16 protein-coding genes are annotated in these 16496 nt (G+C 68.1%); 5 read left to right on the top strand and 11 right to left on the bottom strand.

Features of this window, described 5'->3' with window-relative positions; translation table 11 throughout:
* Positions 1–7: 7 nt before the first annotated feature.
* Complete coding sequence (vapC, locus tag D477_RS06245; RefSeq protein ID WP_272943812.1) at positions 8–406, top strand: type II toxin-antitoxin system tRNA(fMet)-specific endonuclease VapC; 399 nt, start codon at positions 8–10, stop codon at positions 404–406.
* On the opposite strand, the gene D477_RS06240 is transcribed toward vapC, so the two are convergent.
* From D477_RS06240 to D477_RS06215, 6 genes are all read right to left on the bottom strand, one after another.
* Positions 407–1816 carry an LLM class flavin-dependent oxidoreductase gene (locus tag D477_RS06240; protein WP_005268077.1) on the bottom strand — a complete coding sequence of 470 codons (1410 nt, stop codon included), beginning with the start codon at positions 1814–1816 and terminating at the stop codon, positions 407–409.
* A gap of 95 nt (positions 1817–1911) precedes the next feature.
* On the bottom strand, positions 1912–3132 hold the full coding sequence (locus D477_RS06235) for an acyl-CoA dehydrogenase family protein (RefSeq protein ID WP_005268076.1): 1221 nt from the start codon (positions 3130–3132) through the stop codon (positions 1912–1914).
* 26 nt (positions 3133–3158) lie between these two features.
* Positions 3159–4970, bottom strand: coding sequence for a dipeptide ABC transporter ATP-binding protein (locus D477_RS06230; RefSeq protein WP_005268075.1), 1812 nt, complete (start codon positions 4968–4970; stop codon positions 3159–3161).
* Positions 4971–4973: 3 nt separating this feature from the next.
* The gene (locus D477_RS06225) at positions 4974–5903 is read right to left on the bottom strand and encodes an ABC transporter permease (RefSeq protein WP_005268074.1); all 930 of its coding nucleotides are present in this window, start codon (positions 5901–5903) and stop codon (positions 4974–4976) included.
* On the bottom strand, positions 5900–6898 hold the full coding sequence (locus D477_RS06220; RefSeq protein ID WP_081608490.1) for an ABC transporter permease: 999 nt from the start codon (positions 6896–6898) through the stop codon (positions 5900–5902). Before D477_RS06220 ends, D477_RS06225 begins: the two co-directional genes overlap by 4 nt.
* Positions 6895–8526 carry an ABC transporter substrate-binding protein gene (locus D477_RS06215; protein ID WP_005268072.1) on the bottom strand — a complete coding sequence of 544 codons (1632 nt, stop codon included), beginning with the start codon at positions 8524–8526 and terminating at the stop codon, positions 6895–6897. Before D477_RS06215 ends, D477_RS06220 begins: the two co-directional genes overlap by 4 nt.
* A 404-nt stretch (positions 8527–8930) precedes the next feature.
* Between D477_RS06215 and D477_RS06210 the strand changes: the two genes are divergently transcribed.
* Positions 8931–9203, top strand: a complete 273-nt coding sequence (locus D477_RS06210) for a DUF3040 domain-containing protein (RefSeq protein ID WP_043845912.1) — start codon at positions 8931–8933, stop codon at positions 9201–9203.
* A gap of 23 nt (positions 9204–9226) precedes the next feature.
* Here the strand turns inward: D477_RS06210 and D477_RS06205 are convergent, their stop codons facing one another.
* A complete protein-coding gene (locus tag D477_RS06205) occupies positions 9227–9865 on the bottom strand; it encodes an NADPH-dependent F420 reductase (RefSeq protein ID WP_005268070.1) in 639 nt (212 codons plus the stop codon).
* A 154-nt stretch (positions 9866–10019) separates the two neighbouring features.
* Positions 10020–10817 carry a bifunctional 2-polyprenyl-6-hydroxyphenol methylase/3-demethylubiquinol 3-O-methyltransferase UbiG gene (gene ubiG, locus D477_RS06200; RefSeq protein ID WP_005268069.1) on the bottom strand — a complete coding sequence of 266 codons (798 nt, stop codon included), beginning with the start codon at positions 10815–10817 and terminating at the stop codon, positions 10020–10022.
* 56 nt (positions 10818–10873) lie between these two features.
* On the opposite strand from ubiG, the gene D477_RS06195 reads away from it, so the two are divergent.
* Together D477_RS06195 and D477_RS06190 are read left to right on the top strand one after the other, a co-directional pair.
* Positions 10874–12499, top strand: coding sequence for an MFS transporter (locus tag D477_RS06195; protein WP_005268068.1), 1626 nt, complete (start codon positions 10874–10876; stop codon positions 12497–12499).
* Positions 12396–13079, top strand: coding sequence for a uracil-DNA glycosylase (locus tag D477_RS06190; RefSeq protein WP_005268067.1), 684 nt, complete (start codon positions 12396–12398; stop codon positions 13077–13079). Before D477_RS06195 ends, D477_RS06190 begins: the two co-directional genes overlap by 104 nt.
* Before the next feature lie 21 nt (positions 13080–13100).
* Here D477_RS06190 and D477_RS06185 read toward each other — a convergent pair whose 3' ends face one another.
* Positions 13101–13865: an ArsR/SmtB family transcription factor gene (locus tag D477_RS06185; protein WP_005268066.1), complete on the bottom strand. Its 765-nt coding sequence runs from the start codon at positions 13863–13865 to the stop codon at positions 13101–13103.
* A gap of 76 nt (positions 13866–13941) precedes the next feature.
* Positions 13942–15012 (bottom strand): zinc-dependent alcohol dehydrogenase, encoded by a 1071-nt coding sequence (locus D477_RS06180; protein WP_005268065.1) that lies wholly within the window; start codon positions 15010–15012, stop codon positions 13942–13944.
* Between the two features lie 273 nt (positions 15013–15285).
* Here D477_RS06180 and D477_RS22605 point away from each other — a divergent pair, with 273 nt between their 5' ends.
* The gene (locus D477_RS22605) at positions 15286–15468 is read left to right on the top strand and encodes a YegP family protein (RefSeq protein ID WP_005268064.1); all 183 of its coding nucleotides are present in this window, start codon (positions 15286–15288) and stop codon (positions 15466–15468) included.
* 91 nt (positions 15469–15559) lie between these two features.
* On the opposite strand, the gene D477_RS06170 is transcribed toward D477_RS22605, so the two are convergent.
* Complete coding sequence (locus tag D477_RS06170; RefSeq protein ID WP_005268063.1) at positions 15560–16447, bottom strand: endonuclease/exonuclease/phosphatase family protein; 888 nt, start codon at positions 16445–16447, stop codon at positions 15560–15562.
* Positions 16448–16496 lie beyond the last annotated feature (49 nt).

Below are 16496 nucleotides of genomic sequence, written 5' to 3'. Positions count from 1 at the left end.
CCGGTACATGCTGGACATCAACATTGCGACTTATGTACTGAAGAACCGTCCGGAACACCTTCGCCGGAAGTTCAACGAGAATGCGGGAAGGTTGGCACTCTCGGCCGTCGCCTTGTCTGAGCTGGCATACGGGGCTGAAAAGTCCTCCCGCGTCGCCGCGAATCTGGAAATCCTTGATGGCTTTATTGCCAGGCTGGAGGTCCTGCCCTTCGACGAGGCGGCGGCGTATCATGCCGGCCAGATCAGGGCAGATCTGCAAGAAGCAGGACCCCCTATCGGCGCGTACGACGTGATGATCGCTGGACACGCGCGTTCGGCAGGCTTGACGGTCGTAACCAACAACAGGCGTGAGTTCGAACGTGTTCCGGGGCTTCAGCTGGCGGACTGGAGCCCCGGAACAAGCTGACTACGCTGTCGCTGTTGCTGGTTCTGCCGCTGCGGCTTCCTCCCAGCTGGCCGGGCCGTTGGCGAAGGCGCCGCGGTAGCGGGCGGCGGGATGACGCTCGTTGAGCAGCGGAGCACCGAAGAGCTTCTGCCGCAGCGGCCCCTCGGCGTACTCGAGCTGGGCGAGGCCGCGGTCGCGGAGCACGGGCAGGACATGGTCGGCGAACTCCTCAAACGAGCCGGGGATGACCCAGTTGATCACGTTGATCCCGTCGACGCCGGCGGCCTGCCACTGTTCCAGCCGGTCGGCGATCTGCTCGGGCGTTCCGACCACGCGCGTGCTCCGCGCCTGCAGGTGCGCAATATCGCCGACAACGGGTTCGCGGTCCGGGATGGCCTTGGCGACCCACTCTTGGAAGCCCTTCCGGGTGTTGCTGTCGACCTCGGACAGCGGGGTCTCGGCGGGGTAGACACGGCCGGTCTTGTCCACGAGGGCGGAGTGGGCCAGGTAGCCGTCGACGCTCACGAACTCGTCGTATTCCTTGGCCTTGGCCTGTGCTTCCGCCTCGGTGCCGCCGATGATGAAGGACAGGCCCTGGAAGAATTTGATGTCCTCCGGGCGTCGGCCTGCCTCCACCGCCTGACGCCTGGTGTCCGCGATCTGCAGGGCGGCGACTTCCGGCGTGGGTGCGATGATGAACACGGCCTCGGCGTTGCGGGCGGCGAAGGCGCGGCCGGACGCGGACGAGCCGGCCTGGTAGAGCAGCGGGGTGCGCTGCGGCGAGGGCGAGGGCAGGTGCGGGCCCTCCACGCGGTAGCGCGGCCCCTGGTGGTAGATCTTGTGGATCTTCGACGGGTCGGAGAAGACGCCGCGCTCCTTGTCCTTCAGCAGCGCGCCCTCGTCCCACGAGCCTTCCCAGAGCTTGTAGGCCACGTCGACGTACTCCTCGGCCCACTCGTACCGCTCCGCGTGGTCCGTCAACTGCGACAGCCCGAAGTTCCGCGCGCCGTTGTCCTGCATTCCCGTCACGATGTTCCACGCGATCCGCCCGCGCGAGATGTGGTCCAGCGTGGAGACCTGCCGGGCGAAATTGAACGGGTGGTTCTGGACCACGTTGGAGGTCAGCGCGAGCCCGATGTGCTCAGTTTTGACCGCCAGCGCGCCCAGCAGCACGGTCGGATCGTTCGACGGGATCTGCAGTCCCTCATGCGCGTAGACATCGAAGTCGGCATCGGCATCCCCATAGAGCCCGGAGACGTCGGCGAAGAACATCGCGTCGAACTTCGCGGCCTCCAGCTTCTGCGCCAGGTCGATCCAGGTGTCGACGTCGTTGAACTCGGTCTGCCCCGCGTCCGGCCGGCGCCATTGGCCGTGGTGGATGTGCGAGGCGGTGTTCATGACGAACGCGTTGAAGTGCAGCGGCTTGGCCATGGGGTGCTCCTGTTCGGGAGATGGTGGCTGAAGGTGGTCGGCGGCAAAGTGACAGAGGGTGGATGGTGGCTGGAGCGAGGTGGCGGGTGGCCGGGCTACGAGCCGGCGGCGGTGCCGGAGCGCCAGACGAATTCGGGGATGGTGCAGTTGATCTCCCAGTCGCCGACGATGCGCGCCTTGTAGACCACGGGGTTGTGCGAAGAGATGACCCGCGCATTGCGCCAGTGCCGGTCGAGCTGGAGTTCCGTCTTGGTGGCGGAGGCGCCGAGGGCATCAAACAACGACGACGACGCCCGCTGCGCCAAATCCGTCACCACGATCTGGGCCTGGGCTGACCCGAACTCCACCCGGTGCACGGCGTCCTGGAAAGCCTGCGGATCGGCCCCGGCCGCACGCAGCTCGATGGCTTCCTGCAGCAGGTTGGCGACGCGTTCCACCGCGGCCTCGGCGGTGAAGGCCTTGGCGGAGAGCTCGCCGACGATTTGCTGGATCTGGATGTCCTCCCGCGGCTGCACACCGTTGCCGTGGCTGAACACCCGGGAGCGCCCGCGCACCGCAGCTGCAGCATCCTGCACCACGCGGCGGGTGATGCCGGCCAGCGTCGCCACGTGGATCAGCTGGTAGACGCCGGTGGTGTACGGAGCCTGCTCCGCCTCAACCACGAGGTGCGACGCCGGCACGTACACGTTGTCGAACACGGTGGTGCCGGAAGCGGTCAGCCGCTGGCCGAAGCCGTCCCAGTCGTCACTGATCGACACGCCGTCTGCTTCGGCCTCGACGATCGCGATGATGTCTTCGCCCGCGGCATTGCGGGCGCCGGTCTGGATCCAGTCGGCATAGAGGCTGCCGGTGGTGTAGTACTTCGTACCGTTGATCCGGTAGCCGTCGCCGGCCGGCTCGATGGTGGTGGAGACGCCACCGACGGCTACCGGCCCGGTCTCGGTCCAGGCATTGCCGAGGATCCGGCCCTCGCCCACCTTCCGCAGCCACCCGCCGTCGTTCGCGTACAGCCGACCCTCCACAAAGGCGACGTGCGAGCGCAGCGCCTGGGCGATGTTGGATTCCGCGGCGGCCAGCTCGACGAGCAGCCGGAAGAACTGTGGCGCGGTAGCGCCGTCGCCGCCGAACTCGCGCGGCACGCGGACGGCTCCGAAACCGGCCGCGGCCAGTTCGCCGATCTGCCGGTGGAGCAGCTCGCGGTTGGCCTCGCGCTCGGCGGCGCCGGCGGCGATGCGCTCGAAGATCGGACGGTACTTGGCCGCGAGTTCGGCGTAGGCGGGGGGAGCGGCGGTGGTTGAGTCGGCGGTGATGGTCATTGGTCCTCCTGGGTGAGTCGGCGGGGTCAGGCGCGGGCGGGCAGTTCGGGGACGGCGGCGAGCAGCTGCCGGGTGTAGTCGGTCTGCGGGTTGGCGAAGAGCTCGTCAGCGTTGCCGCTTTCCACCACGCGGCCGTCCTTCATCACCAGCACGTGGTCGCTGACGTGATGGATGACGCCGAGGTCGTGGCTGATGAAGAGGTAGCTCAGGCCGAGCTGGTCCTGCAGGTCCGCAAGCAGGTCGAGCACCTGCGCCTGGATGGACACGTCGAGCGCGGAAACCGGCTCGTCCAGCAGCAGGACCTGCGGCTGCAGGGCGAGGGCGCGGGCGATCGCGACGCGCTGGCGCTGGCCGCCGGAGAGCGTGAGCGGGCGGCGGTCAAATAACGACGCCGGGAGCCCGACCTGGGCGAGCAGGTCCAGTGCGCGCGTGGTCCGGTCGCGCGGCGTGCCGATGGCGCCGGCGTCGAGTGCGTCCGTGACGACCTTGCCGACGCTGAAGCGCGGGTCGAAGGAGCTCAGTGGATCCTGGTTGACCAGCTGGATGTCCGGCCGGTGCCGCCGGCGCTCATCCTCGCTGACCGTTTCTGAACCGGCGCCGGCCCAGGCGAAGCCGCCGAGGGTGACGGTGCCGGTGTCGGGCTGGGTGAGGCCGAGCGCGATCCGGGCGGTGGTCGACTTGCCGGAGCCGGATTCACCCACGATGCCCAGGGTCTTCCCGCGCTCCAGTGTGAAGGAGACGTCGTGCACGACGGTGCGCCGGATGCCGCCGGGCCCGGGGTAGGACTTGGCCAGGCCTCGGGCTTCGAGTGCCGGCGCGGTTGCGGAGAACTCCGTGGCCCGGACACGCTCGATGGGAGCTGCGGCGGATGTGGCGGCGGGGGTGCCGTTGGCTGTCGTGGTGACGGCGGCGCTGCTTGATGTGGCCCGCCCGGCCGCGGAGAGCCGGGTGCCTTTAGCCGCGCCGGAGGGGATCGCGTCGATCAGCGCCTGGGTGTACTCGTGCTGCGGGTTGGCGAGCACCTCGGACGCGCGGCCGGACTCGACGATCCGTCCGCCCTGCATGACGGCGATTTCGTCCGCCAGCCGGCCGACCACGGCGAGGTCGTGCGAGATGAAGATCAGCCCGCGGCCCTGTTCCTTCAGCCCTTCGAGCAGCTCGAGGATCTGCGCCTGAACCGTGGCATCCAGCGCGGTGGTCGGTTCGTCCGCGATGACCAGTTGCGGGTTCAGCACGGTCGCCTGCGCGATCAGGGCCCGCTGCCGCAGTCCGCCGGAGAGCTCGCCGGAGCGCTGCCGGGCCCGCACTTCCGGGTCGGGAATACCGGCGTCGCGCAGCGCCTGGTGCACCCGTTCCAGCCGCTCGGCCTTGCCCCGGACGCCGTGGGCCCCAAGCGCTTCGTCGATCTCCTGGCCGACGGTGCGCAGCGGATCCAGCGAGACCAGGGCGTCCTGCAGGACGTAGCCGATCTCCTTGCCGCGCACGCCGCGCCACTGCCGTTCGGACAGCGCCAGCGCGTCCCGCCCGAGCACCTCGAGCCGGTCCGCGGTGACCCTGGCGTTGGCCGCATTCAGCCCCACCAGCGTGCGCGCGGTGACCGTCTTGCCCGAGCCGGATTCGCCCACCAGCGCCAGCGCCTTGCCCGGCGCCAGCGCCAGCGAGACGTCGCGGACCACGTCCACCCGTCCGCGCGGCGTCGAGAAGGAGACACTGAGCCTCTCGATGTTGAGGAGGGATTTACCGCTGCCAGTGGAACCGGTAGCCGCAGCCGAAGCCGCGCCTGCCTCCGTGACGGAAGTTCCGCCGTCGTACTTTGCGGTGTTTGCTGTGCTGCCCATGTCCTAGACCTCCGCTTCCAGACGCTGCTGCAGGTGCCGGCCCACCAGGGTGGTGGTCAGCGCGGCGAGGGTGATGAAGATGCCGGGGAACGCCGCGATCCACCAGGCGACCTGGAGGTAGTTGCGGCCGTCGGCCAGCATGGCGCCCCACTCGGCCGCCGGCGGCTGTGCGCCCAGGCCCAGGAAGCTGAGCGAGGAGGCCCAGACGATCGCCTGCCCGACGCCGAGCGTCGCGAGCACGAACAGCGGCCGGATGACGTTCGGGACGATGGTGTGCCACAGGATGTGCGCCCTTGACCGGCCCAGCGACAGCGCGGTTTCCACGTACGGGGCGTCGATGACCTGCAGCGTTTGGGTCCGCAGCATGCGCGCATAGCCGGGCGCGGTGCCGACGCCAACCGCGATGGCCGCGGTGACGACACCGGTGCCGGAGACCGCGATGACGATCAGTGCGAGCAGCAGGCCGGGGAAGGCGAACAGGATCTCCACGAAGCGGCAGATCGCCGAGTCGAGCCACTTGCCGGAGACGCCGGCGGTGATGCCGAGCAGGCCGCCGAGCACCAGGCCGATCGCGGTGGCGGCCAGGCCCAACAGCAGCGACTGCCCGGTGCCGGCGACCACCCGGGAGAAGACGTCGCGCCCGTTCTGGTCGGTGCCGAACCAATGCTCCGCGCTGGGCGCGGTGAAGGCCGCCGCCGGATCAATGATGTACGGGTCCTGGCGGAGCAGGAGGGAGGGTACGACGGCGGCTAGCACCAGGAAGGCGAGCAGTGCCGCCGCGATCCAGACGCCGATCGGCGTCCTGCGCAGCGCCGCGGCGGCCTTCCCGGCAGCCGTACCGCGGGCGGAGTGGGTCGGCTTCCCCGGTTCCGGGGCGCCGGGGACGCCAGGCCGGTTGCCGTGGGCGGTAGTGGGTTCAAGTGCCACGCTCATGCCGCGGCTCCCTTCTGGATGCGCGGGTCGATCACGCGGTAGAGCACGTCGACCAGCAGGTTCACGACGATGTAGACGGCGGCGATGATGAACACCACGGCCAGGGTGATGGGCAGGTCCCGGTTGATGATCGCGTCCACCAGCGAACGGCCCAGGCCCGGGCGGGCGAAGATGATCTCGGCGACCACCGCGGAGCTGACCAACGAGCCGATCGCCCAGGCGGAGAGGGTCAGGCCGGGCAGGATGGCGTGCCGCAGTGCGTGGCCCAGCCGGACGGCCAGGTCGGAGAGTCCGCGGGCCCGGGCCGAGAGGATGAACGGCTGCGCCAGCGCCTCCTCGAAGGAGGACCGGGTGACCTGGGCAATGAAGCCGGCCAGCGGGATGGCCAGCGCCAGCGAGGGCAGCACCAGGGACTTGAATCCATCGTCCCCGGCCACCGGGAACCAGCCGAGGATGACCGCGAAGACCACGGCGAGCATGATGCCCACCCAGAACGGCGGCAGTGCGGCAAACAGCACTTCCACACCGCGGCCAATCCCGTCCAGCAGCCGGCCGCGGCCGACGGTCAGCAGGGTGAAGGCCAGCGCGATGGCCCAGGCGAACAGCAGCGCCAGCCCGGCCAGCTGGAACGTCGGCAGGATCTGCGGGCCGAGGATGTCCAGCACCGGCACCTTGAAGACGTAGGAGGTCCCGAAGTTCCCGGTGGCCACGCCGGCCAGGTAGTTCACGTACTGGACGAGGACCGGCTGGTCCAGTCCGTACTGGGCCTTGACCACGGCGACGGTCTCGGCGGACGGCGCGGCGCTGTGGCCGCCCAGGATGGTGGTGACCGGATCGCCGGGCACCAGCCGCAGCACGAAGAAGGTCAGCGTCACCGCCGCCCAGAGCACGAACACGCTGCCGGCCGCGCGCTTAAGGACCACCTGCCCCGGGGAGCCGGATGTCGCCGTCGTTCTGGGAAGTTCGGTATGCGAGGTTGTTGCTGCAGTGCTCATCGGTTCTCCACCGCCGTCACGTCGTAGATATAAGGGAGGGACAGGCTCGGCTCCAGCGTGAGGTTGGCGAAGCGGTCCTTGCGGACGGCGAGCTGGCTGGCCTGGTTGTAGAGCGGCAGCTGCAGCGCGTTCTCGCTGACAATCTGCTGCGCCCGGTAGTAGAGCTTTTCGCGCACCGCCGGGTCGTCGGTGGCCAGCGCGTCGTTGACGATCCGGTCGAACTCGGGATTGCTGAAGCCGGAGCCGTTCGGCACGAAGCCGGCCGACTTCATGTACTCAGTGGAGAACACGATCCGCAGCACGTCCGCGGTGTTGGTGTTCCAGTAGCCGGCGCGCAGGTCGTAGGCGAAGTTGTTGTACTTTTCCGACGACGACGCGAAGTCCTGGTTTTCGATCCGCAGGTCGAAGCCGGCCTGCTTGGCGCTCGCCTGGAGCTGCGTGATCAGCGCCGCGTGCGCCGTCGGCCATGCGGCCGGGGTGTAGGGCAGCACCACGGTCAGCCGCTTGCCGTCCTTGGTCCGGTAGCCTTCCTCGTCCCGGACGGTCCAGCCCGCCTCGTCCAGCAGCTGCGCCGCCTTGGCCGGGTCCGGCTGGTAGACGTCCTCGAAGTCAGGGGAGTAGAAGCCGGTAGTGCTGGCCAGCGGGCCGCCGGCCTGCGTGACGGTGCCGAAGTAGACGCTGTTGATCCCGGCCTCCACGTAGACGCTGTGCAGGAAGGCCTTGCGCACGCGGATGTCGTCGAACGGCGCCCGCGTGGTGTTGAGCATCAGGTTGGTCGGATTGCCCGGCCGGTCCTGCAGCACCAGTTCGACGTTCTTGTCCGCCTCCGCCTCGGCGAAGTGCACGGACGGCATCAGGTCCAGCGCGTCCACCTGGCCGGCGCGGAGCAGGCCGTAGCGGGTGGAATCCTCCGGCACGATCTGCCATTCCAGGTTCTTGATGTGCGCCGGGCCCTGGTGCTGCGCGAACGGCGGCGCCGAGTTGTAGTCCTCGTTGCGCACCAGCGTGACCTTGGACTGCGGGATGTAGTCGACGATCTTGTACGGCCCGGTGCCCACCGGCGAATTGCAGTTCTCCGCCTGCGGCCGCTTCAGCGCCGTAGGCGATTCGATCCCGAGGAACGGCTGCGCCAGCACCTCGAGGAAGGCCGCGTACGGCCGGTTCAGCGTGACCACCGCCGTCGTCTCGTCCACCACTTCGGTGCTCTCGTACGGCTTGAGGTATCCGCCGGCCGTGCCGGACTGGGTGTCCGGATCCACCATGTGGTCCAGGTTCGCCTTGACCGCCTCGGCCGTGAACTTCGTGCCGTCGGTGAAATAGACATCGTCACGGACCTTGAACGTGTAGGTCAGCCCGTCCTCCGAGACCTCCCACGACTCGGCCAGCCACGGGTGGATCTTCCCCTCGGCATCCTGGGAGACCAGCGAGTCGAGATAGTTCGCGGCGATCGAGGCCTGCGGCATGTCGCCGTTCACGTGCGGGTCGAGGCAGGAAATGTCCTTGCCGGTGGCGAAGACAAAGGTGTCGTCCTGCGGCTGCGCGCTCGCCGCACCGCCGCAGCCGGTCAGGGCCAAAAGTACGACGGCGGCGCCAGCCGTGGGTGCCCAAGGGGCCTTGCGATGTTTCATGCTCGGGTCTTCCGTCCGGCCCGTTGAACAGGTCGCCGGAGGCACGCCCGAAGACAGGGGCGACTGCGATCACCGGCTAGTGTTCAACGAGGCTTGTGTCGCCTCGCGGCAGTTCACGAGGAATCTATCGGCCGGCGTGGAGCGGCGAAATATTTCTGAACCGCGATGACCTGGTGCGTCATGGACGTGACAGCACATGTCGCCGCGTGACGTTACAAGGCAAAACATGACATGCCAGATGGCTGCTGGCGCAGGCGAATCCACCGCGCCCGCACGGTGTTTTCCACTGCTGGCATTCGATGCTTTGGAAGCGCATCATGGCCTTAAGGGACCGGCTCCCCAAAGAACCGGTCCGGGCGGCAGGCGTCTTGGGCGCAGCTCGCCTGGAGGAAGGGGGTCGCGCAGTGCCATTGTCGGATGAAGAACGGAAACAGCTGCGGGAGCTGGAGCAGGCGCTGGCCGCTGAAGACCCCAGGCTCGCCGAGGAACTGGAGTCGGGTTCATTGTGGCCGCGGCAGTCCCGCGCGCTGCTGGACGCGTTGGTCTGGCTGGCGGCCCTGGTGCTGCTGATCGGCGGAATCGCCGCCCAACTGGCCGCCGTGGCGATCGTCGGCTTCCTGCTGCTGTGCGCAGCCGGATACTGGTCGCTGCGCCTGGCCCGGCACCGCCCGAGGTAACGTCCCCGCTCGGACCAGGGGCGTCAGTCGAGGATCTTCAGGGCGGTGCCCCAGTTGAACGACTCGTAGGCAGGGTTGGCCTGCAGCGCCATGACCAGCAGCTGGAAGCCCTCCAGCTCGCGCGCGTGGTGCAGGCCGCCGACCTCGAGCGGGCGCAACCCCGCGGCGCGCACAAAATCGGCCACCTGCTTCCGCGCCTCCTGCGAATCGGAGGCGATGAAAACGTCCAGCGGTTTTCCGTCGGCCGACCCCGCGGACAGCGTGCCGGCGAAGGTGGTGTTGAAGGCCTTGACGAAGGTGGCCTCCGGCGCCAGCTTCGCCAGCTCCTCGGCGGCCGACGTGCCTGGCTCGACCACCAGCGAATCGAACGTGTCCGTGTTGATCGGGTTGCTGATGTCGATGACGGTCTTGCCGGTCAGGGAACCACGCAGCCTCGTGATGACCTCCTGGGCCGGCCCGTAGTACAAGGCGACGATGACAATGTCTCCCAGCGCCGGTTCCGCGAGCCCACCGCTGATGACCCCGGATCCGAGTTCGCCGGCGAGCTCCGCAGCCTTCTCCGGCGTGCGGTTCAAGATCTGCAGGGAGCGGCCCGCGGCCGCCGCGCGCTTGGCAAGGGCGCTGCCCATGTTGCCGGTACCGATAATGGTGATGTCCGTCATGTTGCTTCCTTCCGAAGGAATGTACAGGCCCGTGACACATTTGCTGCCCTCACAGAGGACGACGGCGGAACTTGCCTTCCGCCGTCGCCAGCCTATGGCGTATGCCAACCGCAGGCCAGAGCGAAGCCCCGCAGGCCGGCGACGGTCCCGCGCACTAGCTGGGCTTGACGGCGTAGCCCATGTAGGACAAGGCGGTACTGCGGACCGGGCCGAAATCCAGGCGGCGGCCCAGTTCGGCGTAGCTGATCCGGCCGCTCCGGGCGCGCCGGAGGTTCCGCGCTGATGCCAGCGGATGTGCGCGCGGGGCGAGACCGGACAGCCCGGCGGGCTGGAGGCCCTTGGCCGCCAGGAGCGCGGCCAGCTCCGAGGGCTTGATGAACATCTCCCAGACGTGCAGCGGCGAGTCGAAGAGCCGGGTGAGCGGCCATTCCTGCATCGCTTTGATCGCCGCAATCCGGCTCACGAAGGTCCGGTTGATCGTGTCGAAGAAGTAGAGCCCGCCCGGTTTCAGAACCCGGGCAGTTTCGGCGATGACCTGCGGCACGTCCGCAACATGCTCGAGCACGTCGCAGCAGAGAACGACGTCGAACGCCGCGTCCGGCACGGGCAGCTGCTCGCCGGAACCTTGGAGGTAGCGGATGCGCAGCCCGCCGTCCGCGGCGTGGCGGCGGCCCGCTTCCACGGCTGCCGCCGCAGGATCGACGCCGGTGACCTCGCAGCCCAGCCGGGCGAACTCCTCGCTCATGAAACCGGCGCCGCAGCCGATGTCCAGCACCCTGAGCCCGGCCGCTCGGCCAAGGCCTTCCTGCGCCAGGATCTTCCGGAAATAGGCGAGGCGGGCCGGGGTCAGGCTGCCGTGCAGCAGGCTGAGCGGGTTGTCCTCGTCCCACCAGCTGCCGCCGAGCCGCTGATAGACGTCGTTGTCGATGGGAATCCCGCGGATCCGCGCCATAACTGGATAATAGCCATACCCCGCGGTCAGGGTGGCTTGATGGGCGGAGGAGGGCCATGCTGAAGGCAGGCGGCGATGCCCGCGTGAATGCCTTGCGGAGGATGATGATGAGCCAGCCAGCTGGAGGGGAACAGGATGAGGGACTGCACCCGGCGTACCCGCTCCGCCCGGTGCTCTGGGCCGCGATCCTCGCCTCGTTCGTAGCCTTCCTGGACGGCGCGATCGTCAACGTTGCCTTGCCGGCGATGTCGGACGAGTTCGGTGGCGGGCTGGCCCTGCAGCAGTGGGTTGTTGATGCCTACCTCCTGACGCTGGGCGCGCTCATTCTGCTGGCCGGCTCCCTGTCCGACGGCTTCGGCCGCGTCCGCATCCTGCGGCTGGGGCTGCTGCTGTTCGGCGCCGCGTCGCTGGCCTGCGCGCTCGCCTCAAGCGGTGCAGTGCTGGTGGCCGCGCGTGCGGTCCAGGGTGTCGGCGGCGCGCTGCTGGTCCCGAGCTCGCTGGCCCTGATCATGTCGGCCTACAGCGGACCCGCGCAGGGCCGCGCCATCGGGACCTGGACCGGCTGGACGGGAACCTCCGCCATCGCGGGGCCGCTGCTCGGCGGCGTCCTCGTGGACATGTTCAGCTGGCGCTGGATCTTCGGCATCAACGTGCTCCCGATCGCCGCCACGCTGGTGCTTCTCAGCCGGCTTAAGGACCCGCCTCCCGCCCGGCGCCGTCCGCCGGTGGACCTGGCCGGCGCAGTGCTGGCCGCGGCCGGCCTTGCCGGGACGGTCTTCGGCTTGATCGAGCAACAACGGCTCGGCTGGACCCATCCGGCGGTGCTGGGCTGCCTGGTCCTGGGGCTGGCGTGCCTCGTTGCCTTCCTGTGGTGGGAAGGCCGCACTCCGTACCCGATGATGCCGCTGGAGTTGTTCCGCAGCCGCAACTTCGGCATCGGGAACATCGCCACCGCGTTCATCTATGCGGCGCTGTCCCTCGGCATGCTGATGGTTGTCCTGTTCCTCCAGCAGGTCGCCGGGTTCTCGGCAACGCAGGCAGGCCTGGCCACCCTTCCGGTCGCGGTGCTGATGCTGCTGTTCTCCGCGTCTTTCGGCGGACTGGCAGGCAAGTTCGGGCCGCGGGTTTTCATGGCGGCCGGCCCGGTGCTGCTCGGCGCCGGCTACCTGCTGATGCTGGCCGCACGCACCCCAGTGGACTTCTGGCTCCAGCTGCTGCCCGGCCTCGTCGTGTGCGGGCTGGGCCTCGCCATCACGGTGGCGCCGCTGACCGCCGGCATCCTGTCCGCCGTGCGGCCTGAGGAAAGCGGGATCGGTTCGGCCATCAACAACGCGGTGTCCCGGGTCGCCGGGCTGATCGCCGTGGCCTTCGCCGCCGTGGTCACCGGAGGGACACTTGACGACGGCGGCTTCCACCGGGTGCTGCTTGTCGTCGCCCTGCTCGCGGTCGCCGGAGGCCTCATCTCGGCGTGGGGGATCCGCAACGTTCCGGCTCCTGCCGGACCGCCTGTGGAAACGCCGGGCAGAGCGGCGCCGGAGACGATAGCGTCGGAGCATGCGAGTGGAGAAGAGCGGGCCGGTGGCGCAGCCCAAGACGGTCGCGAAGAGCCTGCCGGCGGCGAATCCGGTCCGAGCGTTCGTGGAGCTGCTCGCTGGAACGGAAACCGGCGCCAGCAGTACTAACTTCCTCGACTGCAGCGACCCCAACAATGCCATCCGGCGCCGGAACCTCGAGCTCTACCTGCTGGAAATGCTGGCGCGCCGGCCCACGGTCCTGCTCGTCGGAGAGGCGCCGGGCTACCGCGGCATGCGGATGACCGGCGTTCCGTTCAGCAACCGCGCCATCATCGAAGGCCGGATCGATCCGTTCGGGCTCTTCGGCGCGCACCACGGCTTCACCCTGCCCCCGGACGCGCGCACGGTGGCGGCCGAACCGACGGCCACCGTGATGTGGGACGTGCTGGCGGACCTCGACTTCCTGCCCCTGCTGTGGAGCGCCTACCCGTTCCACCCGCACCAGACCGGCCGGCCGCTGTCCAACCGGACGCCCAACGCGAAGGAGATCCAGGCCGGACTGCCGTTGTGGCAGGAACTGGCCCGAATCTTCTCCATCGAATCCATTGTGGCCGTCGGCAACATCGGCTACCGGAGCGTCCAGGCCAGCGGCACCAGCGCGCCGAAGGTCCGGCATCCAGCCCACGGCGGCAAGGTGCAGTTCCGCGAAGGCCTGCGGGAATTGCTCGCCGAGGGGATGGACAGGTAAGACGAGAGGTCTCCGGCCGCGTCAGCTGGCGTACATGAGCGAGCCGGGGGTGGTCAGGGTCGAGCCGGTCTCCAGCCAGGTCTTCAGGCCGGAGAGGATCATCGGCCATCCGCCGTAGAGCTGCTCGTTGGCGCCTTCGCGCAGCTGGTCGTGCGTGACGGTGAGCCGGCACGAGTCCTCCACCTGCTCGATCTCCCAGGTGATGCGCGAGGTGCCTTCGGCCTCGACGTCCTCGCCCCAGAGCGCCCGCATGGTCTGCACGAGGCGGCGCGGCGGGTCGACTTCGAGGATCTCGCCCTCGCTGAGCGGGCCGTCGGCGCGCGGGTTCGTCATCCGGTAGGTCGATCCGGGCTGCCAGTCCGTTTCGATCCGGTTGCCGAAGATGTACTTGCTCCGGATTTCGCTGTCCGTGATGGCTTCCCAGAGCCGCTCCGGGGATGTACGGATGTAGATTTCGAAGATCTTTGCGGTCGTTTCCACGGGATTTTCCAATCTGGTTTTCAGGTCGCTGAGTCCAGCGGCCCATGGGGCTGCGTATTTGCTGACCCACCGGTCGTGGATGAGCCGGATGGGCACCGAATTCAGGAAGTGCAGCTTTTCGCGGCCGCGGCGCCGGGTCACCACCAGGCCTGCTTCCTCCAGCAGCTTCAGGTGCTTCATCACCCCGAAGCGCGTCATGGCGAAGCGTTCCTCGAGGGCACGCAGGCTCTGTCCGTCTTTGCGGAACAGCTCGTCCAGCAGTTCCCTGCGGGTGGGATCGGCCAGCGCTTTGAACACCTCGTCCACACCTCCAGAATAGGTGACTAAAAGGTCACATGTACAGACCTGGGAACCGGGAGTCGGGGGCAGTTCATCGATGGAATCAGGGGACGGGTCGGATGGCGGCCTTGATGAGCGGTTCGGCATTCGCCCCGGAGGGGCGGGCGGTGCGCCGCAGTGCCTCGACCGCCTGTTCCATCGGGTAAACAGTGACGAGGCGGCTGCCCAGGGCTGGCAGAGTGGTGAGGAAGCGGATGGCGTGCTCGAAGTCCGGGCGGGCCGAGGAGTAGCTCGCGAGGATTGTGAGTTCCTTACCCACCGGCATGCTAATGGTCTCCGGCGTGCCGCTGGCATACATTGCAACAAGCACGAGTTTCCCACCGGGCCGCAGCGACTCCGTTGCGGTGGCGAGCTGCTTCCCGGAGCCCGTGGCCTCGATCCACGTATCGAAGCTCTCCGGGGCGGGGTCGGTGGCGGTTTCTAGGCCGAGATCTGCGGCCAGCCGTTCCTTGGCCTCCAGCCCGGGACCGGGCCGGCCGACCATGGTCACTTCCGCACCCCGGCTCTTGGCGATCAGGGCCGCTAGCAGTCCGACGGCCCGCGTGGTGGACACCGCCACCCGCTCGCCGGGGCTGGTTTGCGCCACGTCGACCGTGGCCCGCCAGGCGACGGACGCAGGCTCGGTGAGCACCGCCGTCGTATCCGGCAAGTCGGCGGGCAGCGGGACCAGGCAGTGCCACGGCAGTACCGCGCGGGCTGCAGCGGTTCCGTGCCGTCCCAGCCCGAGGGTGACCCTGTGCCGGCACTGCTCGGTGCGCCCGCCGATGCACTGGCTGCAGCGGCCGCAGTGGAGTGCCGAAACGGGGACGACGCGCAGCCCCGGGGTGACCGCCTCCGGAACCAGGAGGCCCGTCGTGCCGACCACCCCGACGGCTTCATGTCCCAGGACCGTCCCCGGGCGCACCCACGCGAAGGCCGGATCGGCGTCGAAAACCACCGCATCGGAACCGGACAGCCCGCAGAGCGAAACCTGGAGCTCGACCTCGTCCGGTGCCGGCTGGCGCAGCGGATGGTCGATCAACCCGACCCCCGCCGGCTCGGTCGAGGTGCGCGCCAGCGCGCGGGTTGTCGGGTACAGGCGCGTCAATGCCCTGCTGCCTTCGGATGCAGCCATGGGCCCGCCTCCTCCTCGTCGTTCCGAGAGCCACCTCAAGCACCGCCGCGCGGAAAAGGCAAGAGCCTGACGCTCATTCATAGCCCCTTCAGGGCGATATTTCAGCTTCTGACAAGATGTGACAAATATTACAAACACGTACTCGGGAGTAACGAAGAACACGCCTACCCTTGTGGTACAGCCATGGCAACGGCGCCATGGCTGACAAGCCTGCACGCAGGCCGCGCAACCAGGCGGCCGCGGGGGATCCAACAAAGATCGGGGGAAAGAAGCATGTTCGAAATCTTTAGGGATACCAACAAGAAGTACAGGTTCCGGCTGATGGAGAAGGACCGCGTCATTGCCGTCTCGGAGGGGTACGAGGAGAAAGCCAGCGTAGTGGCCGCGATCAATGACGCGCGCGAGGTTGCCGCGACGGCTTGGATCAAGGACAAGTCCGTGGCCATTGCCGGTTAGAGCCTAGGCCCGAGCCTGAAGACGCTGGCCCGACCGATTGGTCGGACCAGCGTCTTCAGTGGTTTAAGCCTCGTCCGGCGACCGGATCGGGCTACTTGCGCAGGCCGTTCGGCGCCTGGTCCACATCGAGGTCCGCGATGACCGGCAGGTGGTCGGACGACATGGTACGGATGACCTCCGCAGCTTCGACTTCCACGTCGCCGTGCGTGAGGATGTAGTCGATGCGGCGGTCGGGCTCGCCGACCGGGTACGTGAAGTCCTCGTCCTGCCCCAGCTGGGCGAAGGTATCGGTGAACTCCGTCAGGATGTCCTGCATTTCGGGCGACGACGGGATGGCATTCAAGTCGCCGACCAGTACCGACGGACGGTCGGAGTCGTCGGCAATGGCGAGGATTTCCTTCACCTGGGACTGGCGCTGCTCGCTGCGCTGGTGGTCCAGGTGGGTGTTGTAGAAGTTGATGTGGCTGCCGTCCACGTTGATTACGGCCTCCAGCAGCCCGCGCTGCTCGGTGGGACGTTCTGCGTACTCAATACTGGTCAACAGGTGGTTTTCGGAGTCCAGGATCGGGTACTCGCTCAGGATCGCCGTGCCGTACTGGCGGCGTTCCGGCTGGCCGTCCACCGGATCGCGGTCCAGGTTCGCCGCGTAGGAGTAGTGCATGCCAAGGCGGTCGGCGAGCCAGGCTGCCTGGTCCACGAAGTCGCTGCGCGAAGACCAATGGTTGTCCACTTCCTGCAGGCCGATGATGTCCGAATCGCTGGCTTCGATGTCCTGGGCGATGCGTTCCAGGTCCAGCACGTCCTGGCCGTCGGCCCCGTGGTGAACGTTGAAGGACATCACCCGAATATCGTCATCCAGATCGCCGTTCATTACAGGAGCAGCGGTGGCGGCTCCGGTGGCCGCCACCACCGAGCCGGCAGCCAACGTGGCCGCGGAGGAAAGCAGCAGGAAATTCTTGACCGGGGGATTCCGGAACATGGATCGTCCTTCACATCGGGGGAGTGATTGCAGGACCACTGTTCCCGAG

The organism is Arthrobacter crystallopoietes BAB-32, assembly GCF_000328305.2.
In the GTDB taxonomy this organism is placed as follows: Bacteria; Actinomycetota; Actinomycetes; order Actinomycetales; family Micrococcaceae; genus Crystallibacter; species Crystallibacter crystallopoietes_A.
Note: the sequence above shows the minus strand (reverse complement) of the source record. Positions and strands in the feature narration are given on the sequence as shown.